Origin of the sequence: Pseudomonas pichavaramensis (genome assembly GCF_050473265.1) — a bacterium.
Classification (GTDB): Bacteria; Pseudomonadota; Gammaproteobacteria; order Pseudomonadales; family Pseudomonadaceae; genus Aquipseudomonas.
Genome location: NZ_JBJKFJ010000003.1, coordinates 259,325 through 279,171 on the forward strand (window position 1 = coordinate 259,325; position 19,847 = coordinate 279,171).

A 19,847-nucleotide genomic window follows, 5' to 3' on the forward strand; every position below is an offset into this window, starting at 1 on the left:
CCAGCATCAGTGCAAGGCGCCGACCTGTAGCTGCGTGCCGCCGTAGCGGTGGCTGCAGGTGCGGTTGCGACCTTCACTCTTGGCTCGGTATAACTGCTCGTCAGCCCAGGCGAGCAGTTGCTCGGCGCTGGCGCTGGAATCAGGAGGGAGGATGGCCGCACCGATGGATAACGTCAGCGTGTTGGCGACTTCCGATGCCTGGTGTTCGATGGCCAATTGGGCAATGGCCGACTGCAGTTGCCCGGCTACGTGCCGTGCGCCGGATTCGTCGGTGTCGGGCAACAGTGCAGAAAACTCTTCACCACCGAAGCGGGCTACCAGGTCATAAGGGCGGTTCAAGGTATTAGCCAGTGTTCTGGCCACTTCGCGCAGGCATTGGTCGCCACGCAGGTGGCCGTAGTGGTCGTTGTATTTCTTGAAGTAATCAACGTCGATCATCAACAGAGAAAGGTGTTTTTGTTCGCGCAGGGCTTGAGCTCTGGCGGCCGCGAAGCGTTCATTGAAACCTCGACGGTTGAGGATTCCGGTCAGGCCATCCATCAGCGCCATTTCGCGCAGGTAGTCGCCCTGCAGCTTCAGTTTGAGGTGATTGATGACACGGGCGCGAACCACCACAGCGTTGAATGGCTTGCGGATATAGTCCACCGCACCCAGTTCGAAGCCGGTCGCTTCGTCATCTTCGTGGCTCTTGCCTGTGACGAATATCACTGGGATTTCGCAGGTTTCGGGATCGGCCTTGAGGCGGCGACAGACCTCGTAGCCGTCCATATCGGCCATCATCACGTCGAGCAGTATCAGATCCGGCCGCAGTTCGCGGCTCATCGCCAGCGCCTGCTCGCCATGGGTTGCCATGAAGACATCGCATTCGGCACGAAAGAGCTCGTGCAGAACCCGGATGTTGATTGGCTGGTCGTCGACCACCAGCAGTTTTGGGCGTCCATGGAAATACTGCCTCAGGCGCTCCAAATCAATCCCCTTGTGCAGAGTGTCGTAATGCATGCAGCAGCTGAATGGCACGCTCGAACTGCAGCGCGTCGATCGCAGCGGCCATCTCTTCGAATGCCGCGCGTAGCTGCTCCGGCACCTGGGCGCGAATGTCGTCCAGCGATGCCAGCGCAGCCAGGTTGCCCTGTTCGAGTTGCACGTTAAGCGCTTCGAGCCGCTGCGTCCACATTCCAGCCGTGGAAGTGGGACGGGCGGATACTTCTTCTGGATCGGAAGTGAACATTGCGCTCAGGGTGGCACAGCTTTCTTCGAGTTTTCCCCGCAGCTCATCGATCCAGCCGGTGTCCTCGAAGGCTGCGGCCGGGTGCTGGGTGAACTGCTCTTCAAGTTGCGCAAGCCGGGCAGAAAGCTGCATTGCGCCCATGGTGCCGGAGCTGCCTTTGAGCGTGTGCAGACTACGCTGCACTGCGGTGATGTCCTGCTCGGCGACCTGATCTTGCAACTGGTTGAGTTGCCGGCGCAGTTCATCGGGGAACATGCTCAGCATCGAGCGCAGCAGTGTCAGGTTGTCGCCGAAGCGTCTGAGAATCGCGGCGCGATCCTCAACTGCCATGCCGGCAGTGGCGGTGGGCGGCTCGGTATCACCGCCACACCAGTAACGAACCACAGCAACCAACTTGTCGATGTCGATGGGCTTGCCAACATGATCATTCATGCCGGCGGCCAGGCAGGTTTCCCGGTCGGTTTGCGAGGCATTGGCGGTCATGGCGATGATTGGCTGAGACTGATGCGCCGGGTGCCGGCGAATGCGCCGCGTCGCCTCAAGGCCATCGATATCCGGCATCTGGATATCCATGAGGATGGCGTCGAACACGGGCATTTCACTGATCGCCAGATCCACCCCAGCGATACCACCTTCGGCCAGAACCACATGTGCACCTTCACCCGCGAGCAGCTCTCGTGCGACCTGACGGTTGAGTGGGTTGTCTTCCACCACCAGCAGTTTCAGCCCTGCTAGCCGTTGGCCTGGTTTGTAGCCCTGAGTGACGGCAGGCTCGCTGTCGCCGAGATGGGCCTTGCAGACCGCACGCACCAGCTGCCTGGGTGTGACGGGTTTGGTGAGGAAGGCGGCAAATGGTGCATCGGCGTCCGCGTAGCGATCGGCGAGTACCTCACGACCATGCGCGGTGATCATGATGACGGTAGGCAAGGATGCGTTGCCTGCTGCGTTCTCGCGCAACCTTTGCGCGGCTTCCAGGCCGTCCATGCCAGGCATGCGCCAGTCCATCAATACCAAATCATAGTTGTTGGCGGCTTGCCCGATACGCGTCAGGGCCTGTTCTGCGCTGCTCACCGCGTCGGCCTGCCAGCCCAGACTTTGCACGGTCTGCTGCAGCAACTGCCGCGCTACCGGGTTATCGTCGACGATCAACAGGCTTAGATCTGCCGGATGATCGGTCGCTTGCGGCAGAAGACAGGTTTCGCTGACCGCTCCGAGTTCTACCTCGAACCAGAAGCAGCTGCCGGCGCCCACCTCACTGTCGACCTTCAATTCACCGCCCATGAGCTCGACCAGACGCTTGCATATGACCAAGCCCAGTCCTGTGCCACCGTAGCGCCGGGTGGTCGATGCTTCGGCCTGGGTGAAGCCATCGAAGATGCGCTGCAGCTGCTGTTCACTGATCCCAATACCCGTGTCACTCACGCTGACGCGCACGCGCACCTGGCCAGCGTCGCGTTGCAGCTGTTTCAGGGCAATCACCACCTGGCCTGTGTTGGTGAATTTGAGGGCATTGCCGGCGAGGTTGATCAGAATCTGCTGCAGGCGCAGGCTGTCGCCATTGATGACGGCAGGCAGGGCCGTGTCGATGTCGAACAGCACCTCGATGTCCTTGTCACCCTGGTTACCGGCCAGTACCACAGCCAGATCACCGAGCAGGGGTTCGAGCTCGAAGTCGTGCAGGTCCAGCTGCAGTTTGCCTGCCTCGATCTTCGAATAATCGAGGATGTCGTTGAGCAACCCGAGCAACGAATGAGCCGCGCCCTGGGCCTTGATCACGTAGTCCAGTTGCCGTGGGTTCAGGGCTGTCGCCTGAACCAGCTGCAACATGCCGAGCACGGCATTCATTGGTGTGCGGATTTCATGGCTCATGTTGGCCAGGAAGGCGCTCTTGGCGGCGCTGGCAGCGTCAGCCTGCTCTTTGGCATGACGCAGGCGTGATTCCAACTGCAGCTGCGCAGTGATGTCGCGGTTGATCCCGGTCATCTTGACCGGCTGACCGTCACTGTCATGCTCGGTATGGGCGCCGGCTTGTATGTGCAGCGTCTGGCCGTCGGGACGGATGATGCGAAACACCATGTCGAAGCTGGCCACGTGTGACAGCGCATCGCGCAGGTTCGCCTCCAGCGTTTCGCGGTCGTCCGGGTGAACGCGGGCGCGCCAATGCTCGTAGCTCAGACCCTGCTCGCCCAGCTCGGTCGGGTAGTCATAGAGTTCGAACATGCGCTCGTTCCAGAGCAACTGATTGTCGGCGGGCGTCCATGACCAGATGCCCAGCTCGGCGACGTCCGCCGCCAGCGCCAACTGGTCACGTGCGGCCAGCGCTTCGCGGCGCAGGCGCAACTCCTCGGAGAGATCCAGGGCGATGCCGAGATAGCCGACCAGCTCTCCGGCGGCGTCACGCATGGCGGTGACCAGCAGCGTCACTGTCAGACGTGAGCCATCCTGGCGTACATAGGTCCATTCATGGCTTTCGGCTCCGTAATGTTCGGACTTGTGGACGAACACCCGGAAGCCTTCGATTGGCTGGCCAAACTCACGACTGAGCTGCTGACCACGGGCTTCGATTTCTTCGGCCAGGTGGAAGATCGCCGGAGTGCTGCGCCCGATCACATCCTCGGCGTTATAGCCCAGCAAGCGTTCGGCGCCTCGGTTGAACACCCGAATCGTGCCCTGCAGGTCGGTGGCGATGATCGAGACCTCGGAGGCCGATTGCAGCACGTTGTTCAGCAGAACGTTGAGCTCTCGCAGTTCCTGGGTGCGCTCGCTCACCTGCTCTTCGAGGCTGGCATTGAGCTCCAGGATGCGCGCCTCGGCCTCTTTCTGAATCGAGATATCGCGAACCGTTTTCGACAGGCCGACCAGCGCGCCGTGGGCGTCGAGAAGTGGCGACACGGAGACCGATACATCGACGATACGGCCATTCTTGCAGCAGCGACGGGTGTCGAAGTTGAGCACCGGCTTTCTCGCGGCAACCTGCTGCAGCGTGTGCTGCTCCTGCTCAGCAAGCTCCGCCGGCACGGTAAGGCCCGTCAGCGGTTTGCCAATCGCTTCGGCCGCAGTAAAACCGAAGATGCGCTCTGCGCCCTGGTTCCAGCTCACCACCGTGCCATCCAGGCTCTGGCCAATGATGCCGTCGCTGGAGCTGTCGACGATTGCAGCGGAGCGCGCCTGCTCGGCAAGAATCTGACGATGACGTTGCCGGCTGACCAGAATCACGCCCAGCAGCGCCGCGATCAGAAGGCTGAGCAGCGTGCCGGCCAGAGCCACCAGGCGCGGCGGAGTCTGACGCAACTGCTGGATGAACAAGGGGCGCGCATCGAGCTGAATCTGCCAGTGGCGCCCATAGATCTGCCGCGAAACGGCGTACTGCGCCACGCTGGCCGCTGCTCCCTGATCGGGCTCGCTGTCGTAGAAGGTCACGGCAGCATCGGCATCGGTGACATCGCTCAACTGCAGATGCAGGCCATCTTTTGCCAGTCGCAGGCCTTGTAGCACCTCACCCGTGAGCAGTGGTGCGTAGCTCCAGCCTATGCCTTTGCGCATGCGTTCCTCGATGCTGTCGGGCGTCACGGCATCGCGATAGATCGGCAGCAGAATGAGAAAGGATTGCAGCGGACTGCCGGTGGCCTGCACCAGGGTGATGGGGCCGGTAATGCGCACCTCGCCGCTGCTCAGCGCCGCCAGTGCGGCACTTCGACGGTTGCTCTCCGAGGCGATGTCCAGGCCCACGGCCTGGATGTTCTGCTCTACCGGCTCGATGTACTGAATGATGAAGCGCTCGTCATCGTGGGGTTGCAGCTGGCGGATGGTGAAGTCGGGCATGTCATCTGCCCGTGCAGCCGCGACGAACTGTTCTTCATCCACTACCGGCACACGGCGAATGAAACCGAAGCCGCGGGCGCCGGGAAACTCGCGGGCCACGTCGCGCGTCTTGCTGTAGCTGATGAAGCGTTCACGGGTGATGCCGTTGACGCCACCGGCCAGCACTGCCCCCCGGGCGCCACGCAATCCGTACTGATAGAGCTCCACGCGTTTGGTGACGACATCGGCGATGCGCTCGGTGGCGTTTATCAGCGCGTCCTGCGCCTGCTGTTCATTGCTGTGCTGGACCCATCCGGTCAGCAGGGTGGTGAGCGCGATACCTGTTACGAATGTCAGCAGGACGATGAGTTTCAATGGCGTTTCTTCTTCATCCGTAAATTCAGTTACGTTCGTGCGCGACTGCCAGGCCAAGCTCATCGCACAGTTGCTCGAAGGGCATCGGTCGACAGTAGTGATAGCCCTGCATCAGGTTGCACCCCAGAGTGAGCAGCTTCTGTGCCTGCTCCGAACATTCGACACCCTCGGCGACCAGCTCCAGATCGAGTGCCTGGCCCATGCGCACGATAGCTTCGATGATCGCAGCATCGCTGTGGTCCGTCAGCATGTCGCGGACGAAGCTTTGATCGATTTTCAGCACATCGATCGGCAGGCGCTTGAGGTAGGACAGGCTCGAATAACCCGTACCGAAATCGTCGATGGCGATGCGTACGCCCATGCGCTGAAGCTCGTCGAGCAGACAGCGCGTCTGATTCATGTCGCGGGCCAGGACGCCTTCGGTGATCTCCAGTTCGAGCAGTTGCGCTGGCAGGGCGGTTTCTTCGAGCACGTCCCTGATCATGTCGAGAAATGATTCTTCGCGAAACTGCACGACGGAGATATTGACCCCCACGCAAAGCGGCTTGCCTTGGTCGAGAAGCGTCTTGGCATCGTGGCAGGCCTGATGCAATACCTGCTTGCCGATGGGCACGATAAGTCCGGTTTCTTCGGCGAGCGGAATGAACTCGGCAGGCGAGACCAGTTCTCCGTTGCTGCGGCGCCAGCGAATCAGCGCCTCCATGCCGCAACTCTGCTGCCTGCTGACGTCGAAGCGCAATTGATAGAACACTTCGAACACGCCCGACTCGAGGGCGCTGCGCATATGGCGCTCGAGCAGGTGGCGGGCGCGCGCATTGCTTTCGATACTCTGCGAGAAGAACCGGTAGCGATTGCGTCCCTGCTGTTTGGCCTGATACATCGCCGCATCGGCCTGGCGATAGAGGGCCTCAAGGTCGTCACCGTCGTCGGGGAATACGCTTACGCCGATACAGGCGGACAGATCGTAACGAATACCGTCGATGGTCATCGGCAGTGCGATGACGTCCAGCAGCCGCTCCACGTAGTCGCTGATCACCTCCGAGCGCTGGATGTCCGCCTGCAGAATTACGAACTCATCGCCACCCTGACGGCTGACGGTATCGACATTGCGTGAGCAGCCGCGCAGGCGTTGGCTCACTTCCTTGAGGATGAGGTCGCCCGTGGAGTGACCGAGCGAGTCGTTTATACCTTTGAAGTTGTCCAGGTCCAGCAGCAGCAGCGCCAGGCGATCGCCACTGCGTCGGGCCTTCTGCAGCATCTGTTCGGCACGGTCCTGCAGGAGCATGCGATTGGGCAGGCCGGTCAGTGCGTCGAAATAGGCAAGCCGTTTGGCTTCGGCGCGCAAGTTCAGGTGCGCACGCACATGGGCGCGCACCACGGGAATGCTCAGGGGCTTTTGCAGAAAGTCGATGGCGCCGTGGTCCAGCGCCTGTACTTCGTTCTCGGTCTGGGTATGGGCGGTGACGAATAGAATGGCCGCGTCGCAGAGCTTGGCGTCTGCCTTGATCAGGCGACACAGCTCGAAGCCGCTCATGCCGGGCATTTCGATGTCGAGCAGGACCACGTCAGGCCGGCAGAACCGCGCTATCTGCAGCGCCATGGCACCATCATGCGCAACATGCACCTGGGCCAGCTCGCCAACTGCTTCTTGCAGAATCCTGACATCGCTGGCCTGGTCGTCGACTATAAGAATCACGGGGGATGGGGCGAACCCGTTTTCAGACATGCCGTAGCTCCGGAACTCCTTTTTCCTGAGGGTGAGACTAGCTTAGTTCAGGGCATATGTAGATCGTCCGGGTAGGCGGTTTTGTCTGCGACTCAGGTGGGGGGGCAAGCTGACAGCGATGAGGCTGTTGCCGTTTCGCGGGAAACGGCAACAGCCTCTGATCATCCTTGAACCTGCGCTTCTTCCAGGGCGATGCGGTAGGCGTCGGCTTCATCCTGAGAAGGGAAGATGCCGACCAGCTCTCCATTCTGAATCACATCCCAGACCACAACGCCCATGGCGCGTGCTTCACGGGAAAGATGTTCGTTGTCACGCTCGTGCACGATCACGTTCATGCTTGTCTCCTCGAAATACGGATGCGGCGAAATGTCGCATTTCGTTTATACGCTTCGTTAGCAAGCTAATTAAACCGTCGATTTGGCAAAGGACTGTTGCGCGAATGCAACGAGCGAAACGGCGTTTCGGTTGTCCTGAGGCGCCTGACCGCCGTGTTTGGTCGTGGCGCGATCGGTCAGGTTCGTCCGTATTACTGGCGATATTGCGCTGGCGTCAGTCCGGTCAGCGCCTTGAACATACGCCGCAGATTGACCGCACTGCTAAAACCCAACTCGGCACTCAGCGTGCTCAGAGGCGATGCCGGGCGAGCCTAGTCTGTACCTGGCGGGCGATACCCTGCTTACCGACGCCGTGCGCGCCTGTGTGCGTGAATACCGCCCAGCAGTCAGCGTGGTGCCAGCAGGTGGCGCGCGTTTCGACCTGGGTGGCGACATCATCATGGGGATCGACGAGGTGATCGAGTTCGCCCGATTGAGCGGTACGGCGGTTGAGGCCAATCATCTGGAGGCCATCAGTCACTGCCCGGTCAGCCGCCTGGCGCTGGCCGAGGCGGCTGACCGCGCCAAGGTCGATCTCTGCCTACCTCAGGATGGCGAGGTGCTGACGTTCTGACCCCTATTGGCCGTGCGCTGCGCCATCCAGCGCCGGTACTGGCGAGTACGGAAGATGTCCTTCACCTGCTGCGTCAGCAGCGCCCATATGGGGGATACGCCAGGCTGGCTGTCCCGGCCCTGGCTGAGTTTGCGCAGTTGGTACTTGACCACGGCCATGTTGGCCAGCGACGCCAGCACCTTGTTCTTCCAGGTGATCGGTGGCAGTTGTGGGGCGCTACCCAGGCCGAGCTGCCAGTCGCGCGGCAGGTTCGGCTCGATGGCCAGTGCGGTGCCGATGCCGACCATCTCGATGCCGCTGGCCAGAACGTCCTGGGCAACCGGCGCACGGCGGATACCGCCGGTGACCATGACCGGCATGCGCGCCACTGCGCGAATCTCGCGGGCGAACTCCAGAAAGTAAGCTTCTCGCGCCAGGGTACGGCCGTCACGCGCCTGGCCCTGCATGGCCGGCGCTTCGTAGCTACCGCCGGACAGTTCGACGAGGTCCACGTCCTCATCGTTAAGCAGGCACACCACCTGCTGCGCGTCGTCCGCGCTGAAGCCGCCGCGCTGGAAGTCTGCCGAGTTGAGTTTGACCGCTACGGCGAAGCCGGGGGAGACCACCGCACGCACTGCCCTGACGATCTCCAGCAGCAGACGCGCGCGGTTTTCCAGTGAGCCGCCCCAACGATCATTGCGTTGGTTGGTCAGCGGGGAAAGGAACTGGCTGAGCAGATAGCCATGGGCGGCATGAATTTCCACCCCGGTGAAACCGGCCTGCTCGCCCAGGCGAGCGCTGCGGGCGAAGCGCTCGATGACATCCTCGATCACGACCTCGCTCATCGCCTGCGGCGTTGCGAAGCGCTTCGACAGGTTACCCAGCTCCAGCGCAACGGCCGAGGGGGCCCAGGTCGGTTGCCCCATGTTGGCTTGCATCTGCCGACCGGGGTGGTTGATCTGCAGCCAGAACTGCGCCCCTTGGCTGCGGCCGATGCGTGCCCAACGCTCGAACCTCGCCAGCTGCCTGTCATCCTCCAGCACCACGCCGCCAGGCCCGGTCATGGCACGGCTGTCGACCATCACGTTGCCGGAAATCAGCAGACCGCTACCGCCCTCGGCCCAGGCCTGATAAAGGCGCAGCAGATGCTCGGACGGTGCATGGTCGGCGTCCGCCATGTTTTCCTCCATCGCGGCTTTGGCAATGCGGTTGGGGATGGTCGAGCCGTTAGGCAGGGTGAGCGTTTCGAACAGGTTCATAGGGGCTTCCTCGGCTTAGCGTGCGCTGACCTTAACTTTAAAGTTCACTTTAATGTCAATGAGCATTTCTACCCGAAGCAGGGCGTTGCAGCGCAGATACAAAAATCGCCGATCTGAGCGCTTGACCTTAAAGTTCTGTTTAACCTTAGGGTTGCCGCGACTGCCCTTCGGTGCTCGTTTCGATGGGCGGGAAACCTATCAATTTCTCGACGCGGATAATCACGATGAAGCAGCTTGCCCAACTCAGCCAACACCTGAAACGCCAATGCAGTGCATTGCTGGTCGGTGTGATTCTCAACGCTGTCAGCATGCCCTTGTGGGCTCAGGATGCCGGGGTGCCCACTGCAACGGTGGATATCGCCGGGCACTCGGTGCCGGTGGAGGCAGGCGGGCTTTACCAGCGTTTTCATTCCAATCCGCCGCTGTCGGTCATCGCAGCCGAGGCGCCGGACATCGATCTCAGCTGGTTCCGCAGCTTGCAGAAAACCAAGGTGGATATGGGCTTCGAGTCCTACTCCCCAAATTTTTACTACCGCAACACGCGCGTCACGGCGGTATTCACCGCCGACCTCGACAGGCTGCGCGAGCTGATGCCGGCCGAGGTGCTGGAGCAAGTGCAACCGCTGCAGGTCTGGCCGGGCAGGGGACTGGTGGCATTCACTGCATATGCCTATCACTACTGTGATAACGACCATTACAACGAGATTGCGCTGTCGATCGTGACCAACAAACCTGGCAATTCGAATCTGGGGCCCATCAGTCTGGTTGGTCAGAGCCTGTCCAGTGATTTCTGGGGTTATGTGCTCAAGTTGCCGGTCAACACCGAGTTGGCGCGGGTACGTGGCGTGGTCGGCTACAACCTGCCGAAGTGGCTGACGCCGATCGACTATCGCGAAACCGAGCGCAGCCTGGTCTTCGAGATCGCCGACAGTGAATCCGGCAAGCCAGATGTCGTCTTCGAGACGCAGAAGCTTGAAGAGGTATCCAGCGAGCCAGAGCTGGTGACCAACAGCTTCACCAATATCGGCCACGATGGTCAGCTGGCCTACGGCTACGCGGTTTCCCGGCAGATGCGCCATGCCTCCAGCTCCGATGCGCAGGCCGTGAAGCTGACGCTCGGCGAGGGTAGCTTGTCGACCTATATCCGGTCGTTGCAGCTGGGCAAGATGGTGAAGTACGAGTATGTCCCGGATTTCCAGAGTGCACTCTACGCGCCGGCACCGCTTGCGCAGATGCTCGATTAGGAGTGACGAGGCCTGGCGCATCGTCAAGGCTGCTCGTGGGAGCCGGCGCGTGACTGCATGAGTGTCGCTGGCAGGCCGGCTCCTGCCTATATGCCGGGCAGGAGCTTATCTGTTCGCGCGTTTGCCCGGCTCGTTCATTTCGGTCAGATTCATCTTCGACAACACCCGCTTGGCGTTGGCCGCGCAGTCCAGGTCACCGGGTTTGTTCTCTATTTCGTGGATCAGGGCAAGCAGGTGCGTCTTGCTCTGAGCGAGTCGCTGCTCCAGCGCTTCGATGTCGCGCACCTTGTCCTGCAGGGTGTCGAGCAGTTTGCCGTGCTCCCATTGCGAGAGATCCTGCGGCAACAGCATGCGCAGTTCATCGAGGCTGAAACCGGCCTGCTGTGCGGTGCTGATCAGGTTGAGCACCAGTACGGCCTCTTCCGGATAACTGCGATAGCCGTTCGCCTGACGGTCGACCAGTTTCAGCAGGCCGATGCTCTCGTAGAAACGAATGCGCGAAGCCGCCAGGCCCGTGCGCCGTGCCAGTGCACCGATCTTCATCTGCTTGTACTTGTCCAGGTCTGTATAGATTAAGGCTAACTTTAACCTTCACCTTTGCCCTGAGCCAGGCAGTTCGTCGATTCACGCTCGGCAGCTTGTCGCTCGGCTTGCAATTGCCTCAGACCGGTCCAAGACGCAGCGCATCCACCACCACGCGGAAGGCCGCCGTTTGTTGCCGGCGGCTAGGGTAATAAAGGTGATAGCCGGGAAAACTGTCGGACCACTCGCCCAGCACCTCGATCAGCTCGCCGCTGTCGAGGTAGGGCTGCACCTGAGTGTCGGGTAGTTGCGCCAGGCCAACGCCGGTCAGGCAGGCATCGAGAATCTGCAACACGCTGTTCATGATCAGCGGGCCGGTGACGCGCACCCGGAATTCGTTCTCGCCGCTGCCGAACTCCCAGGGATAGAGACCACCATGGGTGGGCAGGCGCAGGTTTATGCAGCGGTGACTGGTGAGCTCTTCAGGCTGCGCGGGTGTGCCGTGCCTGGCCAGATAGGCCGGGGCAGCGACCGTGACCATGCGCATGTCCGAGCCGATGGGCATGGCGATCATGTCGGCATCGATGATGCCGCCCAGGCGTACACCCGCGTCGAAGCGTTCGGCGACGATATCAGTGAGCCCGTAGTCGGTGATCAGTTCCACCGTCACTTCCGGGTAGGTTTCCAATATGGGGAGCAATTTTGGCCACAGCACATGCCGGGCAGCGAATTCGTCGGCGGTAATGCGCACGGTACCGGAGGGGCGCTGGCGGAGGTCGGAGACCGCGCTCAGATGAATTTCGATCTGATCGAGCAGCGGCGCAATCTCGTTGAGCAGTCGCTCGCCAGCCTCGGTGCGGGTCACGCTGCGCGTGGTGCGCGTCAGCAGGCGTACGCCCAGACGTTCCTCCAGACCGCGCATGGTCTGGCTTACCGCAGACGGTGAGACGCCCAGGCGGGCAGCGGCGCGAGTGAAATTCCCCTCGCGCGCGACCGTCACGAAGACAACGAGATCGTTCATTCCGTTCGCGAACATTATTAAGCTCTACTTCATATCGATTTCTATATTTTCCATATACACGAAGTAATTGGCAGGGGCTACAGTGACCTCGCACATATCGAGTGAGGTAACGAATCATGAGTGAAACCGATCTGGCCAATGCCGACATGCAGGTTCACCGCGCCGGCTCGAGCAAGGCCATTGCCGGCCCGGCCGAGTGCTTCACTGGTCGCGTCCGTATCGACCGCATCTTCAATGCGCCGGCTCCAGCGACCGTAGGCGTCGCGGTGGTCAACTTCGAGCCGGGTGCTCGCACCAATTGGCACACCCACCCGCGCGGTCAGACCCTGCTGGTCACCGACGGGGTGGGCTGGACCCAGTGCGAAGGCGGTCCGAAGACCGAAATCCGCGCCGGCGATCTGATCTGGTGCAACTGCGGCCGTCGCCACTGGCACGGCGCCACCGACACCACCGCCATGCAGCACGTGGCCATCCAGGAAGCGCTCGACGGCAAGCCGGTGGACTGGATGGAGCCGGTGACGGATGAGGTCTATCTCGCCGGTCCGGTGAAGAAAGACTGAGCGCGCGACGTCCCCGTAACCCGATACTGGAGGACCCCATGGGTAACTACATCTTCGAGCTGAGCGGCCAAGTCACCCGTCAACCGGTCAGCTACCGCAACCGTTTTGGCATCGAACTGGCCGGCGACCTCTATCTGCCCGCCGATTTCGCCAGCCGTGACAACTGGCCGGCACTGATCATTGGTGCACCCTATGGTGGGGTCAAGGAGCAGGGGCCTGGCGTGTACGCCAATGAACTGGCGCAGCGTGGCTTCGTCGCGTTGACCTTCGACGCCTCGCACAATGGCGAGTCCAGTGGTTCGCCGCGGCGCCTGTCGTCACCCGAACTGTTCGTCGAGGACTTTCACGCCGGTGTCGATTTTCTCGGCAATCAGGCCGGTATCGACCGTAACGCCATCGGCGTGATCGGCATCTGCGGCTCCGGTGGCTTCGGCCTCAGCGCCGCGCAAGTCGACCCGCGCATCAAGGCGGTGGCGACCGTGAGCCTGTACGACATCTCGCGTATGCATGCCGAAGGGTTCGCCGGCAGTCTCGATGAAGAGGCACGTAAGGCCACCTTGCAGGCATTGGCTGAACAGCGCTGGAGCGAGTTCGCCAGCGGTCGTGTGGCACTGGCCGAGCGCGGTGCCCCTCTGCAGATCGATGCCGACACCCACCCGATTGGCCGCGAGTTTGGCGAGTTCTATTCACGTCCGCGCGGCTATCACCCCAACTCGACAACCCAGTTCACCCAGACCTCGGCGTTGGGCTTCATGAACTTCCCGCTGCTGGACAAGCTGCAGTGGATCTCGCCGCGACCGATTCTGCTGATCGTCGGTGAGCACGCCCACTCGCGCTTCTACAGCGAGGATATCTACGCGGCTGCCGGCGAGCCCAAGGAACTGCATGTGGTGCCTGGCAGCAATCACGTCGACCTGTACGACCGTACCGACATGATCCCTTTCGACAAACTGCAGGCGTTTTTCCGCACTGCATTGCAATGACCAGAAAAAAGCTGGCCGCATAAGCGGCCAGCACAGAGGATAGACAACCGTGAACAGCTTCAGCTTCTTCAACAACACCCGCATCCTGTTCGGTGAGGGGCAGATCGCTGCCCTGCGCGAGCAGGTGCCGGCAGGTTCCCGCGTGCTGATCGTCTATGGCGGCGGCAGCATCAAAAAGAACGGCATCTTCGAGCAGGTTACCGCTGCCCTGGAAGGCTTCGACTGGCTGGAGTTCGGTGGCATCGAAGCCAATCCGCATTTCGAGACCTGTGTCGAGGCCATCACCCTGGCGCGTCGCGAGAGCATCGATTTCGTCCTCGCCGTTGGCGGTGGTTCGGTGATCGATGCCAGCAAGTTCATCGCCGCGGCTGCCGTGCATGAAGGCGACCCCTGGGAAATCATCGCCACCTTCGGTGCGGCAGTGAAGCAGGCGCTGCCGGTTGGCTGCGTGCTGACCCTGGCCGCCACCGGCTCGGAGATGAACGAGACGTCGGTGATCACCCGCAGTTCGACTCAGGACAAGCTGTTCTTCAAGACCGACCTGGTGCGTCCGCTGTTCTCCATCCTCGACCCGCGTACCACCTGCTCGCTGCCGGCGCGCCAGGTCGCCAACGGTGTGGTCGACTCGATGGTGCATGTGCTCGAGCAGTACGTGACCTATCCGGTCAACGCCAAGGTGCAGGACCGCTTCGCCGAAGGCCTGCTGTCGACCATCATCGAGGAAGGCCCGAAGGCCCTGGCCGAGCCGGACAACGTGGCGGTGCGCGCCAACCTGATGTGGAGCGCCACCATGGCACTCAACGGCCTGCTGGCTACCGGCGTACCGGGTGACTGGGCTTCGCACCTGATCGGTCAGGAGCTGACCGCGCTGTACGGCCTGGACCACGGTCAGACCCTGGCGATCATGATGCCGGCCATCTGGACCTACAAGCTGGCGCAGAAGCAGGAAAAGCTGGTGCAGTACGGCCAGCGCGTGTGGCACATCGAGGAAACCGAGCCGCAACTGATCGCCGAGCAGGCCATCGCCCGCACCCGCGAGTTCTTCGAGAGCATGGGCGTGGCCACGCGCCTGTCGGCCTATGGCCTCGACGAGAAGATCATTCCCCAGGTGGTCGCCAAGCTCGAGGAGCACCAGTTCGTGCAACTCGGCGAGCACGGTGACATCACCCCGCAAGATGCCGCTGAGATTCTCAAGCTGGCGCTGTAACCCCTGACATCGACAGGCCCGCACAGCGGGCCTGTCGCCTTTTTGCAGATGGAGAATTGCCGTGAGCGTTAGTTATGACTTCAAGGGCCAGGTCGCCCTGGTGACCGGTGCCGCACAAGGCATGGGTTTCGATACCGCGCGTGCCTTCGCCGAAGCCGGCGCCGCCGTGGTGCTGTCGGATATCAATGGCGATGTGCTGCAAAAATCCGTGGCCGAACTGGAAGGTGAAGGCCACCGCGTACTTGGCGTGGTCTGCGACGTTGCCGACGAGGCGCAGGTTGAAGCGCTGGTGAAGAAGACCGTGGACACCTTCGGTCGTCTCGACATGGCCTTCAACAACGCCGGCCTGCAGGTGCCGCCGTGCCAGACCTCCGAGCTGCCAGCCAGCGACTTCGATCTGGTCAACGCGGTCAACCTGCGTGGCGTGTGGGCGTGCATGAAGCACGAGCTCAAGCAGATGACCGTGCAGGGCAGCGGCGCCATCGTCAACTGCTCCTCGGTCGGTGGCCTGGTCGGCCTGCCGACCCTGGCGGCTTACCACGCCTCCAAGCACGGGGTGCTCGGCCTGACCAAGAGCGCCGGTCTGGAATACGCCGCGCAAGGCATCCGCATCAATGCGGTGTGCCCGGGCACGATCAACACGCCGATGGTGTCGAAGATGCTCGAAGAGCAGCCGGAAACCATGCAGGAAGTGCTGAAGAAACAGATGATCGGCCGTCTCGGCCGTGGCGACGAGATCGCCGCCGCTGTGCTTTGGCTGTGCAGTCCGGGTGCTTCGTTCGTCATCGGCCATGCGCTGGCGGTCGATGGCGGCTTTACCGCCAACTGAAGACGAGGGTACGCAGATGAAGATCGGCATCATTGGCTCCGGCCGCATGGGTGGCAACATCGGCACCGTGCTGGCCCGTGCCGGCCACGAGGTGGTGTTCAGCTACTCGCGCAGCCCCAGCCGCCTGCAGGCGCTGGTGCGCGGCGCTGGCAGCACGGCGCAGGCCGGCACGGTGGCCGAAGCGGCGCAAGCCGATGTGGTGCTGTTTGCCGTGCACTGGAGCCGCCTGGATGACGTGCTGGCCCAGGCCGGCACGCTGGCCGGCAAGGTGGTGCTGACCTGCTGCGTGCCGCTGGATCTGGCCGACAGCGAGCTGGTGGTGGCCCACCACAACAGCGGCGCCGAGGTGCTGCAGGCGCGTCTGCCGCAGGCCTCGGTGGTGGCCACTTTCCAGACCACGCCGAGCGAGGTGCTGCAGTCGGTGTACGAGCACCGCGAGCAGCAGCCGCGCCCCAGCCTTTTGTATTGCAGCGATGCGCCGGCCGCGCGCCAGGTCGCCATCGAGCTGATCAAGGATGCCGGCTTCGCTCCGGAAGATGCCGGCCCGCTGCGCATCGCCCGTTATATCGAGCCGTTCGCCATGCTCACTGCGCAACTGGCCTACGGTAGCCGCGGCGGCCCTGAGCTGACTTACCGTTTTGCGCGCTACTGAGCGCGATCTGTATTGAAAGTCGAGGATTTACCGATGAACCCGATCAAGTATGACTTCAGCGGCCAGGTGGCCCTGGTGACCGGCGCTGCTTCCGGCATGGGCCTGGCCGCTGCGCGTGCCTACGCCGAAGCGGGCGCCGCCGTGGTGCTGGCCGACATCCGCGAAGAGGCACTGCATGCCGCCGCCGATGAGCTGAGTACAGCCGGGCACAAGGTGCTGGCCGTGGCCGGCGATATCGCCGACGAAAGCTACGTGAAAGCACTGGTGGAACAAACTGTGGCCACCTTCGGCCGTCTCGACGCTGCCTTCAACAACGCCGGCATCCAGAGCCCGGCGGTGGAAACCGCTGATGTGCCGAGCGAGGTGTTCGACCGCATTACCGACATCAACATGCGCGGCGTGTGGCTGTGCATGAAGTACCAGCTGATCCAGATGCGCGCGCAGGGCAGCGGCGCCATCGTCAACAACTCGTCGCTGGGCGGCCTGGTCGGTGTGCCGGGGCGTGTCGCCTACCACGCCGCCAAGCACGCGCTGGTCGGCATGACCAAGAGCGCGGCGCTGGAATACGCCGCCCAGGGCATCCGCATCAACTGCATCTGCCCGGGCATCATCGAGACGCCGATGGTCGCCGGTATGCTCGAAGGCGAAACCGAAGTGATGAACGAAATGATGAAGGACGTCCCGATCCGCCGTCTGGGCAAGGCCGAGGAAATCGCCGACGCCGTGCTCTGGCTGAGCAGCCCGGGTTCGACTTTCGTGGTGGGGGTTGCCCTGCCGATCGATGGTGGTTACACCGCACGTTAACTCAAGGAGAGGTGAGCAGCATGAACAAGCAGATCTTCACCGTGGCGCTGTGCGTCGCTGCCCTGCAGGCCGGCCTGGCCAGCGCCGATGAAGGCGCCAAGGGCGAACAGCAGATCGTTCGCGCCGGCGAGCAGGCATCGATTGCCGGCCCCGAGCAGTTCTTCACCGGGCGCGCGCGCATCGACCCGATCTGGCCGGCCGATGAGCACATCAACACCTCCGGTGCGCTGGTTACCTTCGAGCCGGGCGCACGTTCGGCCTGGCACACCCATCCGGCCGGTCAGCGCCTGGTGGTCACCTCCGGCGTGGGGCTGACCCAGGAGTGGGGCAAGCCGATTCAGGTGATCCGCCCCGGTGATGTGGTCTGGTGCCCGCCGGGTGTCAAGCACTGGCACGGCGCGGCGCCGACCACGGCAATGACCCACATGGCAGTCACCGCGACGCTGGATGGCAAGAACGTTAACTGGATGGAGAAGGTGAGCGATGAGCAGTATAACCAAGCGCATCAACACTAAGTCGGGTCTGGCCATCGGTGCCCTCAGCGCTGTATTGGGCCTGGGGGAAGTGAGCCAGATTGCCGTTGCCCAGGAGAGCCAGAAAATGAGCGAAGCCGCTACCGCCAGTGTCAGCGAAACCCTCAGCGCCCGTCAGCAAGCCATCGTGCCAGTTGCCGCGCTCGCTGCGAGTGGCGATATCGCCGGACTCAACACCGCACTCAATCAGGGGCTGGATGCCGGCATGACCATCAGCGATGCCCGCGAAGTGCTGGTGCAGCTGTACGCCTATGCCGGTTTCCCGCGCAGCCTCAATGCCTTGGGCGAGCTGCTGAAGGTGGTCGAGGCGCGCAAGGCCAAGGGCATCGAGGATGCGCCGGGCAGCGAACCCAGCCATCCGGCGCCGACCGGCGATGCCTTGCTCGCGGCCGGTACCGAGAACCAGACCAAACTGTCGGGGGCGGTGGTCGAAGGCCCGTTGTTCGATTTCGCCCCGGTGGCTAACGAGTACCTGCGTAATCACCTGTTCGGCGACATCTTCGAGCGTGACAACCTCGACTGGCAGAGCCGTGAGCTGGCGACCGTGAGCATGCTCGCGGCGTTACCCGGTGCCGAGCCGCAGCTGCAGGCACATATGCGCATGAGCATGAATACCGGCGTCACGGCCGCGCAGCTGCGCCAGTTGACCGAGGTGCTTGGCGAACGCGTCAACGCCGAAGTGGCTGGCCGCGCCAAGCAGGCGCTGGAGCGTCACCTGGCCAGCCAGTAAGCGCTTAACCTGCCGGCTGTTCGTGCCGGCTGCAAGACCCACCAACCACACGCACCTGTGGGCAAACGCCTGCTGGTGCCTGTGGTTGCTGCGTTTGATTTCCCCGAGCGCCGCTGAACGGCTGCGCTGTGATGAGGTAGTACGGCGTGAGCCATGACAGTGATTGGAAAACCTTTCTCGGCGCGAGCCTGTCCCTGCTGGTGGTGTACGCCGCCTCGGCCACGCCGATCCCGCTGTACGGTCTGTACCGCGCCGAGGATGGGCTGAGCTACGGCGATCTGTCGCTGAGTTCGGTGGTCTATTTCGCCGGTGCGGTCACCGCGCTGCTGGTGTTCGGCCGGCTTTCCAGTCACCTCGGTCGGCGCCCACTGTCGCTGGTCTCGCTGCTGCTGGGCATGCTCGCCTGCGCCGTGCTGATGACCGTGCACGGCCCGGCGCCGTTGTTGATCGGCCGGTTGCTACAGGGTTTGTCCTGCGGGCTGGCTTCGACCGCGCTGAGTGCCTGGCTGGTGGACAGCGCGCCGCTCAAGCCGCGCTGGCTGGCGCCGGCAATCACCAGTTGTGGGCCGATGATCGGCCTGACCCTGGGCGGCCTGGGTTCCGGGGCAGTGGTCGATTACGCGCCGCAGCCGCGCCTGCTGCCGTTCGAGCTGATCCTTGCGGTGATGCTGGTCTGCCTGCTGCTGGTCGCCATCAGCCGCGAAAGCATCAGCCGCCGGCCCGGCGCCATGGCCTCGCTGCGGCCGCGCCTGGCCCTGCCGGACAGCGCCCGCCGGGCCTTCCCGGTAGCGGCCTGGGCGTTCGTCTGCACCTGGGCCTTCGGCGGTTTCTATCAGGCTTTCGGCCCGGCCATGGCGCGCGATCAGCTGCATTCGGCCAGCGCCCTGGCGGCGGCGCTGGTGTTCGGCTCGGTGATGGCGCCGAGCCTGCTCGGCGCCTCGCTGGGCGGTCGCCTGCGGCCGCAGCAGGCGCAGTGGGGCGGCATGCTGTTCTTCACCCTGGCGGTGGGCGGTGTGCTGCTGTCGCTGTCGCAAGGCCAGCTACTGTTCTTCCTGCTTGCCAGCGCGCTGGCTGGCATCGGCCAGGGCGCTACCCTCAGTGGCAGCATCCAGACCATGGTCGACGGTATCTCCATGGAAGAGCGTGCTGGCGTGCTGGCAACGATCTACGCCACGTCTTACAGCGGCGCGGCGATCCCGACGCTGATCGCCGGTCGTCTGGCCGGGCACTTCAGCCTGCTGCAAGTTGCCTGTGGCTACGGCGTGCTGGCGCTGCTCGGCTGCGTGGCGATCTTCGTGCTGATGCGCCGCGCTGAGGCCGTTCGCGCTACCCACTGAGCGAACGTCAACGAGCGCAGTTTTCTGCACCTGCGCTCAATTTATCCATTGACCTCAAGTTAACTTGAGCCTTTATAAAGGCGACGGCTCGCTGCCGTCAGCCGCACCC

Annotated in this window: 19 protein-coding genes; 11 read left to right on the forward strand and 8 right to left on the reverse strand. The window is 62.7% G+C overall.

The window, feature by feature from the left end; genetic code table 11:
* Window positions 1-6 precede the first annotated feature (6 nt).
* The 5 genes from ACJRW5_RS06955 to ACJRW5_RS06975 form a co-directional block, all read right to left on the reverse strand.
* Window positions 7-999, reverse strand: coding sequence for a diguanylate cyclase domain-containing protein (locus ACJRW5_RS06955; RefSeq protein WP_484569800.1), 993 nt, complete (start codon window positions 997-999; stop codon window positions 7-9).
* Window positions 968-5,404 (reverse strand): PAS domain-containing hybrid sensor histidine kinase/response regulator, encoded by a 4,437-nt coding sequence (locus ACJRW5_RS06960; RefSeq protein WP_484569801.1) that lies wholly within the window; start codon window positions 5,402-5,404, stop codon window positions 968-970. The genes ACJRW5_RS06955 and ACJRW5_RS06960 overlap by 32 nt, the downstream gene beginning before the upstream one ends.
* Window positions 5,405-5,429: 25 nt before the next feature.
* Window positions 5,430-7,130 (reverse strand): putative bifunctional diguanylate cyclase/phosphodiesterase, encoded by a 1,701-nt coding sequence (locus ACJRW5_RS06965; RefSeq protein WP_484569802.1) that lies wholly within the window; start codon window positions 7,128-7,130, stop codon window positions 5,430-5,432.
* Window positions 7,131-7,291: 161 nt separating this feature from the next.
* The gene (locus ACJRW5_RS06970; RefSeq protein WP_484569803.1) at window positions 7,292-7,465 is read right to left on the reverse strand and encodes a hypothetical protein; all 174 of its coding nucleotides are present in this window, start codon (window positions 7,463-7,465) and stop codon (window positions 7,292-7,294) included.
* 191 nt (window positions 7,466-7,656) lie between these two features.
* Entirely contained in the window at window positions 7,657-7,758 is a 102-nt protein-coding gene (locus tag ACJRW5_RS06975) for an AraC family transcriptional regulator (protein WP_484569931.1), read from the reverse strand.
* Between the two features lie 5 nt (window positions 7,759-7,763).
* Between ACJRW5_RS06975 and ACJRW5_RS06980 the strand changes: the two genes are divergently transcribed.
* A complete protein-coding gene (locus tag ACJRW5_RS06980) occupies window positions 7,764-8,078 on the forward strand; it encodes a hypothetical protein (protein ID WP_484569804.1) in 315 nt (104 codons plus the stop codon).
* Here the strand turns inward: ACJRW5_RS06980 and ACJRW5_RS06985 are convergent.
* Window positions 8,051-9,316 carry an NADH:flavin oxidoreductase/NADH oxidase family protein gene (locus tag ACJRW5_RS06985; protein ID WP_484569805.1) on the reverse strand — a complete coding sequence of 422 codons (1,266 nt, stop codon included), beginning with the start codon at window positions 9,314-9,316 and terminating at the stop codon, window positions 8,051-8,053. The two genes, ACJRW5_RS06980 and ACJRW5_RS06985, sit on opposite strands and share 28 nt — an antisense overlap.
* A gap of 224 nt (window positions 9,317-9,540) precedes the next feature.
* Between ACJRW5_RS06985 and ACJRW5_RS06990 the strand changes: the two genes are divergently transcribed.
* Window positions 9,541-10,560 carry an acetoacetate decarboxylase (ADC) gene (locus ACJRW5_RS06990; RefSeq protein WP_484569806.1) on the forward strand — a complete coding sequence of 340 codons (1,020 nt, stop codon included), beginning with the start codon at window positions 9,541-9,543 and terminating at the stop codon, window positions 10,558-10,560.
* 105 nt (window positions 10,561-10,665) lie between these two features.
* Here the strand turns inward: ACJRW5_RS06990 and ACJRW5_RS06995 are convergent, their stop codons facing one another.
* Window positions 10,666-11,103: a MerR family transcriptional regulator gene (locus ACJRW5_RS06995; RefSeq protein WP_484569807.1), complete on the reverse strand. Its 438-nt coding sequence runs from the start codon at window positions 11,101-11,103 to the stop codon at window positions 10,666-10,668.
* A gap of 118 nt (window positions 11,104-11,221) precedes the next feature.
* The gene (locus tag ACJRW5_RS07000) at window positions 11,222-12,118 is read right to left on the reverse strand and encodes a LysR family transcriptional regulator (RefSeq protein WP_484569808.1); all 897 of its coding nucleotides are present in this window, start codon (window positions 12,116-12,118) and stop codon (window positions 11,222-11,224) included.
* Window positions 12,119-12,219: 101 nt separating this feature from the next.
* On the opposite strand from ACJRW5_RS07000, the gene ACJRW5_RS07005 reads away from it, so the two are divergent.
* From ACJRW5_RS07005 to ACJRW5_RS07045, 9 genes are all read left to right on the forward strand, one after another.
* Window positions 12,220-12,663: a (R)-mandelonitrile lyase gene (locus tag ACJRW5_RS07005; protein WP_484569809.1), complete on the forward strand. Its 444-nt coding sequence runs from the start codon at window positions 12,220-12,222 to the stop codon at window positions 12,661-12,663.
* Window positions 12,664-12,701: 38 nt separating this feature from the next.
* Window positions 12,702-13,646: an alpha/beta hydrolase gene (locus ACJRW5_RS07010; protein ID WP_484569810.1), complete on the forward strand. Its 945-nt coding sequence runs from the start codon at window positions 12,702-12,704 to the stop codon at window positions 13,644-13,646.
* A 49-nt stretch (window positions 13,647-13,695) separates the two neighbouring features.
* On the forward strand, window positions 13,696-14,853 hold the full coding sequence (locus ACJRW5_RS07015) for an iron-containing alcohol dehydrogenase (protein WP_484569811.1): 1,158 nt from the start codon (window positions 13,696-13,698) through the stop codon (window positions 14,851-14,853).
* Window positions 14,854-14,914: 61 nt separating this feature from the next.
* Window positions 14,915-15,682 carry an SDR family oxidoreductase gene (locus ACJRW5_RS07020; protein WP_484569812.1) on the forward strand — a complete coding sequence of 256 codons (768 nt, stop codon included), beginning with the start codon at window positions 14,915-14,917 and terminating at the stop codon, window positions 15,680-15,682.
* 16 nt (window positions 15,683-15,698) lie between these two features.
* Window positions 15,699-16,334 carry an NADPH-dependent F420 reductase gene (locus ACJRW5_RS07025; protein WP_484569813.1) on the forward strand — a complete coding sequence of 212 codons (636 nt, stop codon included), beginning with the start codon at window positions 15,699-15,701 and terminating at the stop codon, window positions 16,332-16,334.
* 33 nt (window positions 16,335-16,367) lie between these two features.
* The gene (locus tag ACJRW5_RS07030) at window positions 16,368-17,138 is read left to right on the forward strand and encodes an SDR family NAD(P)-dependent oxidoreductase (protein ID WP_484569814.1); all 771 of its coding nucleotides are present in this window, start codon (window positions 16,368-16,370) and stop codon (window positions 17,136-17,138) included.
* 20 nt (window positions 17,139-17,158) lie between these two features.
* The gene (locus tag ACJRW5_RS07035) at window positions 17,159-17,653 is read left to right on the forward strand and encodes a (R)-mandelonitrile lyase (protein ID WP_484569815.1); all 495 of its coding nucleotides are present in this window, start codon (window positions 17,159-17,161) and stop codon (window positions 17,651-17,653) included.
* A complete protein-coding gene (locus ACJRW5_RS07040) occupies window positions 17,622-18,401 on the forward strand; it encodes a carboxymuconolactone decarboxylase family protein (RefSeq protein WP_484569816.1) in 780 nt (259 codons plus the stop codon). Before ACJRW5_RS07035 ends, ACJRW5_RS07040 begins: the two co-directional genes overlap by 32 nt.
* Window positions 18,402-18,547: 146 nt before the next feature.
* Window positions 18,548-19,738: an MFS transporter gene (locus ACJRW5_RS07045; RefSeq protein ID WP_484569817.1), complete on the forward strand. Its 1,191-nt coding sequence runs from the start codon at window positions 18,548-18,550 to the stop codon at window positions 19,736-19,738.
* Window positions 19,739-19,847 lie beyond the last annotated feature (109 nt).

Excerpts from the sequence above, each read along its gene's own strand:
- ACJRW5_RS06955 (WP_484569800.1), bottom strand. The coding sequence starts at position 999 with ATGCATTACGACACTCTGCACAAGGGGATTGATTTGGAGCGCCTGAGG.
- ACJRW5_RS06965 (WP_484569802.1), bottom strand. The coding sequence starts at position 7,130 with ATGTCTGAAAACGGGTTCGCCCCATCCCCCGTGATTCTTATAGTCGAC.
- ACJRW5_RS06970 (WP_484569803.1), bottom strand. The coding sequence starts at position 7,465 with ATGAACGTGATCGTGCACGAGCGTGACAACGAACATCTTTCCCGTGAA.
- ACJRW5_RS06980 (WP_484569804.1), top strand. The coding sequence starts at position 7,764 with ATGCCGGGCGAGCCTAGTCTGTACCTGGCGGGCGATACCCTGCTTACC.
- ACJRW5_RS06985 (WP_484569805.1), bottom strand. The coding sequence starts at position 9,316 with ATGAACCTGTTCGAAACGCTCACCCTGCCTAACGGCTCGACCATCCCC.
- ACJRW5_RS06990 (WP_484569806.1), top strand. The coding sequence starts at position 9,541 with ATGAAGCAGCTTGCCCAACTCAGCCAACACCTGAAACGCCAATGCAGT.
- ACJRW5_RS06995 (WP_484569807.1), bottom strand. The coding sequence starts at position 11,103 with ATGAAGATCGGTGCACTGGCACGGCGCACGGGCCTGGCGGCTTCGCGC.
- ACJRW5_RS07000 (WP_484569808.1), bottom strand. The coding sequence starts at position 12,118 with ATGTTCGCGAACGGAATGAACGATCTCGTTGTCTTCGTGACGGTCGCG.
- ACJRW5_RS07005 (WP_484569809.1), top strand. The coding sequence starts at position 12,220 with ATGAGTGAAACCGATCTGGCCAATGCCGACATGCAGGTTCACCGCGCC.
- ACJRW5_RS07010 (WP_484569810.1), top strand. The coding sequence starts at position 12,702 with ATGGGTAACTACATCTTCGAGCTGAGCGGCCAAGTCACCCGTCAACCG.
- ACJRW5_RS07025 (WP_484569813.1), top strand. The coding sequence starts at position 15,699 with ATGAAGATCGGCATCATTGGCTCCGGCCGCATGGGTGGCAACATCGGC.
- ACJRW5_RS07030 (WP_484569814.1), top strand. The coding sequence starts at position 16,368 with ATGAACCCGATCAAGTATGACTTCAGCGGCCAGGTGGCCCTGGTGACC.
- ACJRW5_RS07035 (WP_484569815.1), top strand. The coding sequence starts at position 17,159 with ATGAACAAGCAGATCTTCACCGTGGCGCTGTGCGTCGCTGCCCTGCAG.
- ACJRW5_RS07040 (WP_484569816.1), top strand. The coding sequence starts at position 17,622 with ATGAGCAGTATAACCAAGCGCATCAACACTAAGTCGGGTCTGGCCATC.